This window comes from Paenibacillus sp. p3-SID1389, from assembly GCF_025151705.1.
GTDB classification, from domain to species: Bacteria; Bacillota; Bacilli; order Paenibacillales; family Paenibacillaceae; genus Fontibacillus; species Fontibacillus phoenicis.
In genome coordinates, this window is record NZ_JALXVO010000073.1 from 1 (window position 1) to 15,526 (window position 15,526).

The window sequence follows — 15,526 nt, forward strand, 5'->3', positions numbered from 1 at the left end:
CGATGCCTGATAGCCGCATCGTCCGCACTCAAACAAAGGAAGACGGCGGGTGGAAAGGCGGGTGCACTCCGTATAAGCACAACGCGGGCAAACAAATCCGTTTGGCCACTTCATAGCGATGATCGCCTCGATACAGTCGGACTCACTTCGAAAACGGCTGCTGATAGAATGAAGCTCTGCATTCGTATAAAAACCCATGCCCGATCCCTCCAATTTAAATCCCTCTAACTCAACAAATGCGTACATATGTTCTCTTTGTTATCATTATACCAAACACCTGTTCTTAAATCAAGAAAAATATCCCAAATAAACCATCTTATCTTCGTAAAAAACGGAATGATCAGCTCTATGAGCCACCTCATCCCTCCTATGGATTTCCCAGTTCTGAACCAAAGGGATAATCGTGCAAAAAGGCTGCTAGAAGATCTCTTCCTCGATCTCCCCATTCTGAATAAAAGGGATATTCGTGAAAAGAGGTGCAGCTGGAAGATTCCCTTCCTCGATCCCCCCCCCCGTTCTGAACGAAAGGGATAATCGCAGAAAGAAGGGCGCGAAATAGCCTATGGGGCTGCTGGAGCCATGCCGAAAACGGGGCTGTGTTGGTGATGGGGCAGTGCTGGAGAAGGGTGGATGACGATGGGGCCTTACCGACGATGAGGCCATGCTGGCGATAGGACGTGCCGGCCATGCGATATTTTTATATGAAAAATGATCTAATATTCCGTGTATCGCTGAAAGAAGACGCGGACTATGATAGGGTGGTAGACCTGATGGTATAAGCAGTGACAAATTCTTAAGCGCTTACAATGAAATGTAGGAGAGCGAGGTAATTGTATGACGGACAACACGTACCAATATCCTTTTCAGAACCCTGATCTGCCGCTGGCGGAGCGGGTGGACGACTTGGTTAGCCGATTTACATTGGATGAGAAAATTGAGCTGATGTGCCAATTCCAAACGGAAGTGCCGCGGCTTGGCGTCAAAAAATACAAGCATGGTACGGAAGGCGCGCACGGCGTAGCTTGGTTGGGGGAAGCCACGTCCTTCCCGCAAAACACCGGACTAGCCTGCACCTGGAATCCCGAGTTGATGCGCCAAATCGGCTCGGTGATTGGGGATGAGGCCCGCGTGTATTTTCAGCGGAATCCGGAAGTGAACGGCTTGACGATCTGGGCGCCAACCGTAGATATGGAGCGCGATCCGCGTTGGGGCCGGACAGAGGAAGCCTACGGCGAAGATCCGCATCTCACGGGAGCGTTAACGACCGAACTGGTGAAGGGGCTGCAAGGCGATCATCCGTTTTATTACAAGGCGGTAGCCACGCTGAAGCATTTTTACGCAAATAACAATGAAATCGGTCGTGGCAGTGAATCGGTGAGCATCGATCCGCGCAACAAACGGGAGTATTATTTGAAAGCGTTTGAGCGGGCGTTCCGGGAAGGTCGCGCAGGTTCGATGATGACGGCTTATAACGGGATTAACGGCACGCCTTGCAACTTGAATTCAGAAGTCAACGAGATTGTTAAAGGTGAATGGGAGATGGACGGGTTTGTTGTCGGCGACGCCGGCGACGTCATGGGTACGGTGCTGGACCACAAGTACGTGGAGTCATATGCTGAAGCAGTTGCAGGGAGTATTAAGGCCGGCATCGACAGCATGACGGATGAGCAGCCGATCATGTTCCAGGCGTTGCGGAATGCGCTGGAGCAAGGCTTGCTGGCCGAATCGGATTTGGACCGTGCGTTGCGCAACGCCTTCCGTGTACGCTTCCGTCTGGGTGAGTTCGATCCGGAGGAGCGGAACCCGTACAGCCGAGTGCCGGAAGAGAAGCTGTGCGCACCAGAGCATACGGCTTTGGCGCTGAGAGCTTCCCGCGAAGCAATCGTGCTCCTGAAGAACGAAGGCTTGCTGCCTCTTCCGCAAACGTTAGGTTCCATCGCGGTTGTTGGACCGTTGGCCAATGAAGCCTATACCGACTGGTACAGCGGCACGCCGCCGTACCGCGTCACCCCGCTTCAGGGCATCAAGGAGAAGATGGGCGACCGCCCTGTCCTGTTCGGAACTGGCTCGGATCGGATTCGCCTTCGTTCGGCCCTGACCGGCAAATACGTCCGGATCACCTCTGGCGAAGGAGCGGAGGCTGTTCTAGAAGCAACCGGTGAGAATGCAGCGGATGCAGCTGTTTTTGAGCGTAACGATTGGGGCTGGGGCTCCATCACGCTGCGGTCTGTGGAAAATGGCAAGTTCGTTACGGAGACCGATTCGGGGCTGCTGATGGCAACGGCAAATGAAGCAAGCGGTTGGTTTGTCAAGGAAGTGTTCGACTTCCGCCCTGCTTCAAACGGAAAGGTTGAGATGAAGGCGTGGAACGGACGGCCAATCATCCTGAACGAACGCGGCGGGTTGATTGCTGTGGGCGAGAATGTTTTTGATAATACGGTGAAGGTAGATAGTCGCCTTCCAGGAGAACAATGGATCGTTGAAGTGGTGGAGAACGGGATTGAGCAAGCTGTAGAGGCTGCGAAGTCGGCAGAGACCGCGGTAGTTGTCGTAGGCAATAACCCGTTCATTAATGCGAAGGAAACGATCGACCGAGTGGACATCGTGCTGCCGCCGACGCAGCAAGCTTTAATCCAAGCGGTCAGAGCAGCAAATCCGAATACAGTGGTTGTCATTGTCGGCAGCTATCCGTTTGCAGTGAACTGGGAGAACGAGCATGTGCCATCGATCCTGTTCACCTCTCATTCTGCCCAAGAACTGGGTCATGCCGTGACCGACGTACTGTTCGGCGACTATAATCCAGCGGGTCGGTTGAATATGACCTGGTACCAATCGGTAGACCAACTGCCGGACATTATGGATTACGACATAATTAAAGGCAAACGGACTTATCAATATTTTGACGGCGAGGTACTGTATCCGTTTGGTCATGGACTTAGCTATACGACGTTTGAATACAGCAATCTTGCTCTTGATCGGACTCAGGTTGATCAGGAGGGCGAGGTTCAGATTTCGTTTGACGTGCGAAATACGGGGAAAATCGACGGGGACGAAGTACCGCAACTGTACGTGCGAATCGGGCAATCGCGCGTGCCGCGGCCGTTGAAAACGTTGAAAGGCTTTACCCGCCTGCATTTGCAGCCGGATGAGACGCAGCGGGTGACCTTTACGCTGAAAGCAGAAGAGCTGGCGTTCTGGGACGTGACCCGAGATCGCTATTGCGTGGAGTCGGGCGAATATACGGTGATGGTTGGCCCTTCCTCGGACGAGATCGCCTTGACGGCAACGCTTCAGGTTGACGGCGAAACCGTGCCTCCGCGCTCGCTGCGTGAACCAGTCCGCGCGGTCAACTATGACGACTACGAGCAAGTTTTCCTCGATGAATGCCGTGAAGGCGGTGAATGCATCCGGCTGAAAGGCGAACGCGGGTGGATTGCCTTCCGTGATGTCGAACTAGGCGAAGGAGCATCCCGATTTGAAGCCCGGGTATCGGGGAATCTGAAGGGCGGTGAAATCGCCGTAACGCTGGATTCTCCGGATGGCGAGTCGGTGATCACCTGCAAGATCCTGCCTACCGGCGGTCGCCAAGCTTGGACAACGGTCACCGCAGAAGCCGCGGCAAGCTTGTCGGGCCGGCATGATGTGTACCTGCATTTGCAAGGTGAAACGCAAATCAGCTGGTTCCGGCTGGGCTAAATCCTGTGATTACTTATTGAATCAACCGCAATCAGCGAACCTAGACCTCGACCGAAGCCTGCAGCCGCTTGCGGAATTCCGACGGCGAGCAGTTCATCGCTTTACGGAACACGCGGATGAAGTAGCTGATGTTGTCGAAGCCGACCTCCAGTGCGATATCGGAGATTTTACGTTCCGGATCGCGCAGCAGTTCGGCGGCCTGGCGGATCCGGTACGAATTGATGTAATCCATCGGCGTCTGCCGGGTCATCGACTTGAAGAAGCGGCAAAACTGGCCTTCGCTCATCGGAATCAGCGCGGCCAGCTCTGCCAGCCGGATCGGATGGCTGTAGTTGTGCTGGATATGCTGGATGACCGTCTTGAGCCGGTCAATTTTGGACGATTCGCTGCGGTTGCTGCTATGGGAGCGGTTGACGGCCCGGCCGGTGACCGCGATCTCCGACAGCATCAAGTAGAGATGCCCTTTGACGGCGCCTTCATAGCCGGGCGCCTCGGTGCTGCAGCTGCGCATCAACGTCACGATATGCTCCAGAAGTGATAGGTCTGCCGCGGTCTCGCGCCGGATATGGCGGGGAAACGTCGCCTTCCGTTCCTGCAAGGGCAGCACCAGGTTCTCCTGGACCGCATCATAATGTGCGCTGGCTAGCAGCTGCGTATCGAATACGAGGGAGAAGAATGCGCAGCCCTGCTCACCATGCGCATGGGCGGCGTGAATGTCGCCGCCGTCGATAAATACCGCCTCCCCGGCACGAACCGGGAAGTAATCGGTATCGACCTGAAACAGCGTTTCGCCTTCCAGGCAATAGAAGAACTCTGCTTCATCATGCCAATGGCAGTCGATGACATGTTCACCAGGGCCATAGCGGTACCAATAGGTTCCAAACGGCTGCCGCTCGTTGCCGTGACTCTTGCTCTCTTTCAGGGAGCGGCGAAGCGCTTGATCCATGAAGGGTCACCTCATCAAAATAGTGTTATATTTTGGCTTGATAATGTTAGTTTTAAATGAGTGGTATCAGTATAATGCAAGTATAGAGCGTTTTCATAAGAAAAACAATGTGACGAAAGGCGGTATTCCACCCATGAAGTTTACCGATGGCAACTGGCTAATTCGCGAGGAGTTTACGCTTTCCACCGCGGTACAAGCCTATGATTTTCAAGTCAAAGACCATACTTTAATTGCCTCCGCCTCCACAACGCCGCTTCGCGGCCGGGGCGATATGATTAATACGACATTGCTGACGATGCAATTCCACTCTCCGTTGCCGGGGGTCATTGGCGTTAAGCTGATCCATTTTGCGGGGACGGTGGACCATGGTCCACATTTTGAATTGGCAAAGGGCGGCGACCATGCCGAGATTACCGAGACCGAGCATTATGCCGAGCTCAAGAGCGGCAACCTTAGCGTCCGCATTAACAAAGGCCCGCAATGGTCCGTGGACTTCTTCCGCGGCGACGAGCGGATTACCGGCAGCGGCTACAAATCGATGGCGCATATCACCGAAAGAGGCGGCAACACCTATATGCGCGAAGAGCTTGACATGCGCGTCGGCGAATGGGTGTACGGTTTGGGCGAACGCTTCACCTCGTTCCTCAAGAACGGTCAAGTGGTTGACATCTGGAACAAGGACGGCGGGACAAGCTCTGAGCAGTCCTATAAGAACATTCCTTTTTACGTGACAAATAAAGGATATGGCGTGTTTGTAAACGATCCGGGTGCGGTTTCGTTTGAAGTCGCATCGGAAAAAGTCAAAAAAGTACAATTTAGTGTTCCCGGCGAATCGCTGGAATATTTCGTCATCGACGGTCCGGAGCCAAAGGATGTGCTGAATAAGTACACCGATTTAACCGGCAAGCCGTCGCTTCCACCGGCATGGAGCTTTGGTTTGTGGCTGACGACGTCGTTCACAACCGATTATGACGAAGCTACCGTTAACTCCTTTGTGGACGGCATGGCAGAGCGTGATTTGCCGCTGCATGTCTTCCACTTCGACTGCTTCTGGATGCGTGAATTCCATTGGACGGACTTCAAATGGGATGAGCGCGTATTCCCGGATCCAGTGGGCATGCTGAAGCGCCTGAAGGAGAAAGGCTTGAAAATTTGCGTTTGGATCAACCCGTATATTGGGCAGCGTTCCCGTCTGTTTGAGGAAGGGAAGAAGAACGGTTACCTCGTGAAAAAGCCAAACGGTGACGTATGGCAATGGAACCTGTGGCAGCCGGGCATGGCGCTGGTAGACTTCACAAATCCGGCGGCTTGCGAATGGTTTGCCGGATATTTGCGGGAGCTGATCGACATGGGCGTCGACTGCTTCAAAACCGACTTCGGCGAACGGATTCCGACGGATGTCGTGTATCACGATGGCTCCGATCCAGTGAAAATGCATAACTACTATACGTACCTGTACAACAAAGTTGTTTTTGAAGTACTGGAAGAGAAGCTGGGTAAAAATGAAGCAGCTTTGTTCGCACGTTCTGCAACCGTCGGCGGTCAGAAATTCCCAATCCACTGGGGCGGCGACTGCTACGCCGATTATGAGTCGATGGCAGAAAGCCTTCGCGGCGGCTTGTCGTTGGGCTTATCCGGCTTCGGCTTCTGGAGCCACGATATCGGCGGCTTTGAGAACACCGCTCCGGCGCATGTGTTCAAGCGTTGGCTGGCCTTCGGCTTGCTGTCCAGCCACAGCCGTCTGCACGGCAGCAGCTCCTACCGCGTGCCTTGGGCTTATGACGACGAGGCGGTGGACGTAACCCGGTTCTTCACCAAGCTGAAATGCCGTTTGATGCCGTATATGTTCGACATTGCGGTCCAAGCGACGCAACAAGGTGTACCAACAATGCGGGCGATGTTCCTGGAATTCCCGGACGATCCGGCGGCCGAAACCTTGGACCGTCAATATATGCTGGGTGACTCGCTGCTTGTAGCGCCGGTGTTCAGCGAACAAGGCGACGTGACGTACTATCTGCCGGACGGCCAGTGGACCCATCTGCTGTCGGGCCAAACGGTAGAAGGCGGCAAATGGCGCAAAGAGAAATACGACTTCTTCAGCTTGCCGCTGTTCGTTCGCCCGAACTCGATTCTGGCGACGGGGGCAAACGACGTTCGTCCGGATTACGACTATGCGAATGAAGTTGAGCTTGGCTTGTATACGATCGAAGACGGGGCAACCGTATCCCGCACGGTACGGAACACCAAAGGCGAAGCTGAACTCCAAGTTACGGTCGTTCGCGAAGGTAAGCTTGTGAAGCTGACTGCAGAAGGCGCCGGCAAACCGTTCTACGTAACATTGCACGGCATGGGCGAAGCGGAGTCGGTGCAAGGTGCAGCGTTGTCCAGCAATGGTGCAGTAAAAGTTGATGCTTTCACAGGGAAAACCGAACTGCAAATCACCTTGAAATAATTGGTCCTAGACCTTAATCGCATCTTAATTTAATATGTGACAGGCATCCCCGGCGCACGGTACGTGCCCGGGGAAACTGAAATATCCCCTTTCCCTTTGACGAAGGGGATATTTCCATTTAGGTGAGAGGTGATCCGATTGTTAAGCAAACTGATTCGCATCACCAATAATTTGCGGCTGAAGCATAAGCTGCTCATTTCCTATATCGTCGTGGTCATGATTCCTGTCCTGATTGTCGGCTTAGCCGTAACCGCTTACTTTCGTAATCAAGCCATGGAACGGGCGATCGCTCAAACCACCAACAACGTCGAAAAGGTAAAAACCCGAACCGCTGCAATGCTTCGTGTGCCGATGGATATCTCCGATATCTTTATGCTCGACGAAGGGCTGGAGAAGATCGTCAGCACCACGTATCCCAATGTGTTAGAGCTGACCAAGGCGTACCTCAATTACAATGATTTCCGCGCTTACGACAGAACCTATCGGGAAGTGTCGGGGATTCGTTTCTATTACGATAATCCGACCTTGATCAACAACCTTGAATTAATCCCGGTGAACGAGGAGATCAAGGGGATGTATTGGTACCAACAAGCGATGAAGAACAAAGACATCGGGTGGTTTTACATTGACGACAAGCAGGAGGTTCCGGTGAAGCGGCTCAGTCTCGTTCGGCAGATCTCTTTTAAAGGAACGAAGAAAAGCGGTGTCCTTATGGTCATTATGAACCAGGAGGAACTGAACCGGATGCTGCAGCAAGAGCCTTTTGAGACGCTGATCACCGATGATTTAGGTTATGTGGTGGCCGCCAATAACCCGGCGATCGTCGGTAAAACGCTGGAGGATTTGGATTACGGCATCGACTTGCGAACCCAGCAAAAGGGGACGTTTCGGGTAGATATCCAAGGAGTTCCGTCCTATCTCGTTATCGACACCTTGAATCCGGAAGCCAGCATGAACGGGCTAAAGTTTATTTCCGTATTTGCGACGGAGCCTATTGTGAAGGACGCCAATACCGTAAGCCTTGTCGGATTGCTGATTATCCTTCTCGTATTGCTGATCGCGCTGGTGTTCGTATACACCGTATCGTTCCTGACGACCAACCGGATGCTGCGATTGAGCCGGCACTTAAACCGTCTGGCCTTAGGGGACCTGAACGTCGTGTCGCGGATCGACGGGAATGATGAGATCGGACAGTTGTCCCGGCAGTTCAACTACATGGTGGACAGCATCCGCCGGCTGATGGACCAGGTCGTGGAGAAAACAGAACAAAACAATGCCCTGGAGCTAGCCCAACGCGAGATTAAGCTGAAGATGATGGCCAGCCAGATTAATCCGCATTTTTTGTTTAACGCTTTAGAGTCCATCCGGATGAACGCTCATCTGAAGGGGGACAAGGAAATTGCCAACGTGGTCCGGTTGCTGGGCAAGATGATGCGCAAAAATTTGGAGGTCGGCCGGGAAAGCACACCGCTGAAGGAAGAGCTGGAAATGGTCAGCTCCTATCTGGAAATTCAGAAGTTTCGTTATGAGGACCGGCTAACTTATACCTTATCTATTGATCCCGCAGCCAGCTCTATTCGGGTGCCGCCGCTGATCATTCAGCCGCTCGTTGAGAACGCGGTCGTGCACGGGGTGGAGGACAAGGAAGAAGGGGTCCATGTTGAGGTGAATATTCAGAGAGACAAGGGAATGGTTCGCGTCTCGGTACAGGATAACGGAATGGGAATGACCCCGGAGCGGCTTGAAGAGGTCATGCGTTTTATCTCCGGGTCGAAGGAGCCGGAACAGGGACGCATCGGGCTGCGTAACGTGCATCAAAGGCTTGTCCTCTCCTATGGGGAAGAGCACGGATTGCGGATCGTCAGCGAATATGGCGCAGGGACGAAGATCAGCTTTACGATCCCGGCGGGAGGCAATCTCTAATTTTTATATGGTTTTGTTTGAAATCTCTCGGGTATTTCGTGAGCCGCTCCTCCCTTATCATTAAGCTATAGCAGACAAGGGGGGAGAAATTGAGATGGAAACGCTGTCAACTCAGCCTGAAACCAAAAATGTAAGCGCAACCCCTGCGCCGCAGAAGAAGCGGAAGAACGGTATCTGGCGGAGCATTTTGCAGCAAAAGTACTTATACTTAATGTCCATGCCATTCGTGATCTGGTTGTTTGTATTTAACTACCTGCCAGTGTGGGGATGGACGATGGCTTTCCAAAACTATAAGCCGGCGAAATCCTTCTCGGAGCAAAAATGGGTGGGATTTAAAAACTTCGTGGACTTGTTCCAGGACGAGCGGTTTTACCTGGTCCTCCGAAATACGCTGGCGATGAGTTTTATGGGGCTGGTCGCGGGATTCGTCATTCCGATTACTTTTGCGGTGTTGTTGAACGAGCTGCGCGGCAAGTATTTTAAACGAACGGTTCAGACAGTTTCCTATCTGCCGCACTTTGTATCTTGGGTTGTCGTTGCGGGGATCGTGACGAAAATGCTCTCGATCGACGGCGGGATCGTCAACGAAATCTTGGTTTCCTTGCATATCATTGACGAACCGATCCAATTCATGGCCCAAGGGAAATGGTTTTGGGGAATTGTAACCGCTTCCGATGTGTGGAAAGAAACCGGTTGGAACGCCATCATTTACTTGGCGGCAATCACCGGCATCGATAAAGAATTGTATGAAGCGGCACGGGTTGATGGAGCCGGACGCTTCCGGCAAATTTGGAACATTACACTGCCGGGGATCCGGACGACGATTTCGGTACTGCTGATCATGTCGATCGGCCATTTGATCGGCATCGGGTTCGAGAAGCAGTTCCAGCTAAGTAACTCGCTCGTAACGGACTATTCCGAAGTGCTGGACTTGTATGCACTAAACTACGGTATCAATATTAGCCGTTTCTCCTACGGTACAGCCATCAGTATGTTCACTTCCGTGGTCAGCATCATCCTGCTGCTTACGGCCAACGGAATCATGAAGAAAACGACAAAAGAGAGCATCATGTAAGGGAGGGAGAAGGGCGATGGCAAGTTCAAGCAGAGGCTTTAATGATACCCGGGGCGATAAAATTTTCAACATTTGCAACATCATCCTGATGAGCGTTATTTTGGTCATCACGTTGTATCCTTTCCTGAACGTGTTGGCGATCTCCTTCAATGATTCCACCGATACGGTTCGAGGCGGCATCTACATTTGGCCTCGGGAATTCACTTTGGAGAACTATAAGACGATCTTTAATTATTCCAGCCTGATTACCGGCTTTAAAATTACGATTTACCGGACCGTGCTTGGGACCGTGCTTGGCTTGATCAGCGCCTCAATGCTGGCCTATACGCTAAGCCGGCCGGATTTCAAATCCCGGAAGTTTGTATCCACCTTCCTGGCGTTGACGATGTACTTCTCCGGCGGTTTGGTTCCAACCTACATGCTGATGCGCCATCTCGATTTGATCGGCACGTTCTGGATTTACATCTTACCGGGCGTTGTCAGCGCGTTTAACGTGTTCGTCATCCGTTCCTTTATCGACGGGTTGCCGTATGCATTGCAGGAATCTGCCAAGCTGGACGGAGCCAACGACTTCACGATTTACTACAAAGTGATTCTGCCGCTCTGTAAGCCGGTACTGGCGACCATCGCCTTGTTCCTGGCGGTAGGCCAATGGAACTCTTGGTTCGACACTTATCTGTACAACGGGAACAAAGCGCATTTGACGACGCTTCAATATGAGTTGATGAAAATTTTACAAAGCACCAACCAAGGCGCAAGAATGATCAACGCCAACGATATGGCGAATCAGATGGCTCAGGTATCGCCGGAATCCATCAAAATGGCGATCACTATCGTTGTAACGGTACCGATCTTGATCGTTTATCCGTTCTTGCAGCGTTACTTCGTAGATGGGATGACGCTGGGCGCCGTCAAGGCTTAACCCTAGAGCCTGCCGGGCGGTAAGCCTGATGGATTAACGCCGCCAAATCCGCCTCCGCCGCAAGCTGCATCAGCGGCGGGGCGGCACTCGGCGGGTGGGAGTAATTTCTTTTTCAATCAAAGATGAAAGCCTTTACTTTTTTGGGTAACACCGGGAATGAGGGAAGCAACTCAGGTATCAGCAGGCGAAAGCCTGTTCATACAATACAAGTTTGATCAAGATGACGAGGGGGAACGTAGAAATGAAGTGGAAAAGCCCTAAAGCATTCGCGGCGATCTTGCTCGCGAGTACGGTGTTGGTTGCGGGTTGCGGAAGTAACGGTAACAATGCTGCCAACAGCAGCAATACCGGCAACGCGGGAAGCAATGCGGAAGCGTCCGCAGATAACAGCCCGATCACCTTTACCTTCTTTGGTGCGGATGCCAGCCCGAACTGGAACAACATGCAGGACGATGTAGGCAAAGTGATTACAGAGAAAACCGGTGTAACGCTTGAAGCCGAGTTTGACGTAGGTGCCGGCGGCGGCGAAAACAAAATCGCGCTGATGGCCGCAAGCGGTGACGTTCCGGATCTAATTTTTGCCAAAGGGGAATTGAGCAAGCTGGTGGATGCCGGTCTCATTATCGACTTGGCTCCGCTTATTGAAGAGCATGCACCAAACCTGAAGAAAATTTTCAGCGAAAATATGAACCGTCTGAAATACAGCAACGATGATCCTGCGATTTATTCCATCTTCACGAATGGCGGCGTGGATCAGCAGTACTTCGACGCTGGCGGCGGCTTCGAAATCCAGCAACGCGTTTTGAAAGAGCTGGGATATCCGAAGATTCGTACGGTTAAGGATTTTGAAAACGTGCTGAAGCAGTATGTAGAGAAACACCCGACTACAGACGGTCAGCCAACCATTCCGCTGACACTGAGCGCCGATGACTGGAGAATCATGATTACGGTAACGAACCCGGCGTTCCTGACAACAGGTGCACCGGACGACGGCGAATATTATGTCAATCCGGAAACTTATGAGGCGATGCTGCATTACAAACGTCCGGAAGAGAAGGAATACTTCCGTTGGCTGAATCACATGTATAACGAAGGCCTCCTGGATAAAGATACATTCGTGCAAAAAGAAGACCAATACAAAGCGAAAATTGCCAGCGGCCGCGTGCTTGGCCTGATCGACCAAGAGTGGGGATATCAGGATGCAGAAAACGCGTTGAAAACAGCTGGTAAAGACGAGTACACTTACGCGCACTTCCCGGTTACTTTGACGGAGGAATATGAAGATCATTCCTTCCAACAAGCAGGCGTTGACGGCTACGGAATCAGCATCACCACAGCATGTAAAGATCCGGTTCGCGCCATCAAATTTATCGACTGGCTGTCTTCTGACGAAGGTCAGGTTTTGAGAAACTGGGGCGTAGAAGGTAAACACTATACGGTTGATGAGAACGGCCAACGCGTCATTCCAGCCGACATTCAAGAACGTAAAGTAAATGACAGCACGAACTTCACGAAGGAATCCGGCATCAGCTTGTACCGCATCTTCGGTGCGAACTATGGTGACGGCGTGAAAGATCCTTCGGGCAACTACTACACCACGAACTTCCCTGAGCAAATCGTGGCAGGCTACACCGAAGCTGAAAAAGAAACGTTGAAAGCTTACAATGCAACAACTTGGAAAGACCTGTTCCCAGGTGAAGATGCATTTCCTGCGAAGGATTGGGGCGCTCTGTACAACATGCCTGTTCCTACGGACGGCGATTACCAAGTGATTTACCAAAAAACGCAGGATATCATCCGTAAGCGGATTCCGGAAGCGATTCTGGCGAAGGAAGCCGATTTCGACAAGATTTATGACGCTTTCCTTGAAGAGCTGGACAAAGCCGGCGCGAAGAAGATGGAAGCCGAGTATACGGAATTGGTTAAGAAGAGAGTCGAATTGTTTACCGGTAAGAAATTGTAATTGTAGCTTAGCAGTAACAATCTAAATAGGATTGCAAAAAGGCCCGTGTGTTTTCGGGCCTTTTTGCGCCAGTTAGCCATTATATACATCATTCAGGAGGATGAGGAAACTGAACTATTCGGAGCAAACGGAGTGGAAGCTATGGTATGATCGCCCCGCTTCTCGCTGGGAGGAAGCTCTTCCCGTTGGAAACGGACGAATCGGCGGGATGGTCTTCGGCGGGATTCATCGCGAGCGGATTGCGCTGAATGAAGATACGTTATGGTCGGGATTCCCCCGGGACCCGCAAAACTACGATGCGCTGCGTCACCTTGGACCGGCCCGGGAACTGATCTTCGCCGGCAAATACAAAGAGGCCGAGAAACTGATCGATGCGAAAATGCTAGGCCGACGCACGGAATCCTACCAGCCGCTTGGGGATTTGTGGCTGGAGCAGGGAGATTCGGCGACGGAGGCCGATGGGAATGAGCTGCAGGGATTCCGACGGGAATTGGATCTGGCGACCGGGATCGCAACGACGACTTATCGGATCGGGGGGGCGGAATATCGCCGCGAGGTATTCATCAGTGCGGTTGATCAGGTAATGGTTCTCCGCATTACGTCGCTGGGGAGTGAACCTGTGAATATGGCCGCTTCGTTGGACTCTCTTCTTCGGCATCAAGCCTTCGGCGGGCCGGCGGGAACGGCACGGATCTGCATGAGAGGCCAGGCCCCCAGCCATATTGCCGATAATTATCGCGGGGACCATCCGCAGTCGGTCTTATACGAGGACGGCTTGGGCCTCACCTTTGAGGCCCAGCTCTTGGCGCTGCCGGAGGGCGGCGGCACGGTGCAGGCAGCTGCCTCAGGCCGGCTGACGGTGAGCGGGGCGAAGGCGGTGACGCTGCTGCTGGCAGCCGCCACGGATTACGCCGGCTATGATCAGGCGCCGGGAAGCGGCGGCATCGACCCGGCGGAGCGCTGCCGGGCGGCGCTGGATGAGGCGGCAGCGCTCGGCTATGAGCAGCTGCGCCAACGTCATGAGGCCGATCACCGCCGGCTGTTCGGCCGCGTGGAGCTGCGGCTGGGCCGCGCGGAGGAGGCCGCCGAGCGGGCAGCCCGTCCGACCGACGAGCGGCTTGAGGCTTATCGCCGCGGAGAGTCGGACCTTGGGCTGGAGTCGTTGTATTTTCACTACGGCCGATATTTGCTGATGGCCAGCTCCCGGCCGGTGACGGAGGCTGCTCATCTGCAGGGCATCTGGAATCCGCATGTGCAGCCGCCGTGGAACTGCGGATATACGACCAACATCAATACGCAAATGAATTATTGGCACGCAGAGGTGGCGGGGCTGGCCGATTGCCATGAGCCGTTGTTCGAGCTGATCCGTGATCTTAGCGTAACCGGAGCCCGAACGGCGCGGATTCATTACGGCGCCCGGGGCTGGGTCGCTCATCACAATGTGGATTTATGGCGCCAATCCACGCCATCGGACGGCGAGGCCAGCTGGGCGTTCTGGCCGATGGGCGGCGTGTGGCTGTGCCGCCATTTATGGGAGCATTACGAATTTGGGCTGGACGAGCAGTTTCTGCAGGAAACGGCGTATCCACTGATGAAGGGAGCTGCCGAGTTTTGCCAGGATTGGCTGGTGCCCGGACCGGACGGACGGCTGGTTACAGCCCCGTCGACTTCGCCGGAGAACAAGTTCCTGACACCGGATGGCGGAGAGCCTTGCAGTGTGTCTGCTGGCAGTACGATGGATCTGTTCTTGATCCGTGAACTGTTGGAGCATACGATTCGGGCCGCAGAAATTCTTAAGGTTGACGAGGCGTGGCGACAAGAGCTGGCCGATACGCTCACGCGTATGGCTGAGCCGCAGATCGGCCCGGACGGCCGGCTGCAGGAGTGGAGCGAGCCGTTTGCAGAAGCCGAGCCGGGACATCGGCACGTGTCCCATTTGGTTGGCTTCTACCCGGGCAATGCGATCACGGTGCGGCAGACGCCGGAGCTGGCGGAAGCTGTCCGCCGCACGCTGGAGGAGCGCATCCGGAACGGCGGAGGCCATACCGGCTGGAGCTGCGCCTGGCTGATTAACCTGTACGCCCGGCTGGGCGACGGGGACACCGCTCACCGGTTCGTGAACACGCTGCTGTCGCGTTCCACGTATCCGAACCTGTTCGACGATCATCCGCCGTTCCAGATCGACGGCAACTTCGGCGGAGCAGCCGGCATCGCCGAGATGCTGCTGCAAAGTCATATGGGCAGCATCGACCTGCTGCCGGCCCTGCCTGCGGCCTGGACGAGGGGGCAAGTGAGCGGCCTGCGAGCCCGCGGAGGGTTTACCGTCGACATGACGTGGGAGGAGGGCCGTCTGACGTCGGCCTGCATCACGTCAACGTCCGGCGGCGAGTGCACGCTGCGCGGGCTGCATGGCCTGAGCGTCCGCTTGCCGGACGGCCGCACCGTGCAGGAAGGTGAACGCTTCCAGACGGAAGCGGGAGCGACGTACCTTGTAGGCTAGGGGACAGCCCCTGCGTCTCGCGGGTTACGGCGTCAAATTGATGCAAAAA

The 15,526-nt window shown here is 53.8% G+C and carries 9 protein-coding genes; 7 read left to right on the forward strand and 2 right to left on the reverse strand.

All coding sequences use genetic code 11. The annotated features are described in order from the left end of the window. Nucleotides 1-198 (reverse strand): transposase (locus tag M3G15_RS19815; protein WP_260071856.1); only part of this gene is annotated, 198 nt, incomplete at its 3' end. A 636-nt stretch (nucleotides 199-834) separates the two neighbouring features. Between M3G15_RS19815 and M3G15_RS19820 the strand changes: the two genes are divergently transcribed. Beyond that, entirely contained in the window at nucleotides 835-3,696 is a 2,862-nt protein-coding gene (locus tag M3G15_RS19820) for a glycoside hydrolase family 3 protein (protein WP_260071857.1), read from the forward strand. A 40-nt stretch (nucleotides 3,697-3,736) separates the two neighbouring features. On the opposite strand, the gene M3G15_RS19825 is transcribed toward M3G15_RS19820, so the two are convergent. After that, the gene (locus M3G15_RS19825) at nucleotides 3,737-4,642 is read right to left on the reverse strand and encodes an AraC family transcriptional regulator (RefSeq protein ID WP_260071858.1); all 906 of its coding nucleotides are present in this window, start codon (nucleotides 4,640-4,642) and stop codon (nucleotides 3,737-3,739) included. Nucleotides 4,643-4,775: 133 nt separating this feature from the next. Here M3G15_RS19825 and yicI point away from each other — a divergent pair, with 133 nt between their 5' ends. From yicI to M3G15_RS19855, 6 genes are all read left to right on the forward strand, one after another. Next, the gene (gene yicI / locus M3G15_RS19830; RefSeq protein ID WP_260071859.1) at nucleotides 4,776-7,094 is read left to right on the forward strand and encodes an alpha-xylosidase; all 2,319 of its coding nucleotides are present in this window, start codon (nucleotides 4,776-4,778) and stop codon (nucleotides 7,092-7,094) included. A gap of 138 nt (nucleotides 7,095-7,232) precedes the next feature. Further along, nucleotides 7,233-9,017, forward strand: coding sequence for a sensor histidine kinase (locus M3G15_RS19835; protein ID WP_260071860.1), 1,785 nt, complete (start codon nucleotides 7,233-7,235; stop codon nucleotides 9,015-9,017). A gap of 94 nt (nucleotides 9,018-9,111) precedes the next feature. Beyond that, nucleotides 9,112-10,092 carry an ABC transporter permease gene (locus M3G15_RS19840; RefSeq protein ID WP_016311359.1) on the forward strand — a complete coding sequence of 327 codons (981 nt, stop codon included), beginning with the start codon at nucleotides 9,112-9,114 and terminating at the stop codon, nucleotides 10,090-10,092. Between the two features lie 16 nt (nucleotides 10,093-10,108). Then, entirely contained in the window at nucleotides 10,109-11,014 is a 906-nt protein-coding gene (locus M3G15_RS19845) for a carbohydrate ABC transporter permease (RefSeq protein WP_009224200.1), read from the forward strand. 241 nt (nucleotides 11,015-11,255) lie between these two features. Next, complete coding sequence (locus M3G15_RS19850; RefSeq protein WP_009224199.1) at nucleotides 11,256-12,977, forward strand: ABC transporter substrate-binding protein; 1,722 nt, start codon at nucleotides 11,256-11,258, stop codon at nucleotides 12,975-12,977. 100 nt (nucleotides 12,978-13,077) lie between these two features. Then, a complete protein-coding gene (locus M3G15_RS19855) occupies nucleotides 13,078-15,477 on the forward strand; it encodes a glycoside hydrolase family 95 protein (RefSeq protein ID WP_260071861.1) in 2,400 nt (799 codons plus the stop codon). The last annotated feature ends 49 nt before the right edge of the window (nucleotides 15,478-15,526 follow it).

Bases quoted from the DNA above. Each gene is read 5' to 3' on its own strand.
- yicI (WP_260071859.1), top strand. From the start codon at position 4,776: ATGAAGTTTACCGATGGCAACTGGCTAATTCGCGAGGAGTTTACGCTT.
- M3G15_RS19850 (WP_009224199.1), top strand. From the start codon at position 11,256: ATGAAGTGGAAAAGCCCTAAAGCATTCGCGGCGATCTTGCTCGCGAGT.
- M3G15_RS19825 (WP_260071858.1), bottom strand. From the start codon at position 4,642: ATGGATCAAGCGCTTCGCCGCTCCCTGAAAGAGAGCAAGAGTCACGGC.
- M3G15_RS19855 (WP_260071861.1), top strand. From the start codon at position 13,078: ATGAGGAAACTGAACTATTCGGAGCAAACGGAGTGGAAGCTATGGTAT.
- M3G15_RS19820 (WP_260071857.1), top strand. From the start codon at position 835: ATGACGGACAACACGTACCAATATCCTTTTCAGAACCCTGATCTGCCG.
- M3G15_RS19840 (WP_016311359.1), top strand. From the start codon at position 9,112: ATGGAAACGCTGTCAACTCAGCCTGAAACCAAAAATGTAAGCGCAACC.
- M3G15_RS19845 (WP_009224200.1), top strand. From the start codon at position 10,109: ATGGCAAGTTCAAGCAGAGGCTTTAATGATACCCGGGGCGATAAAATT.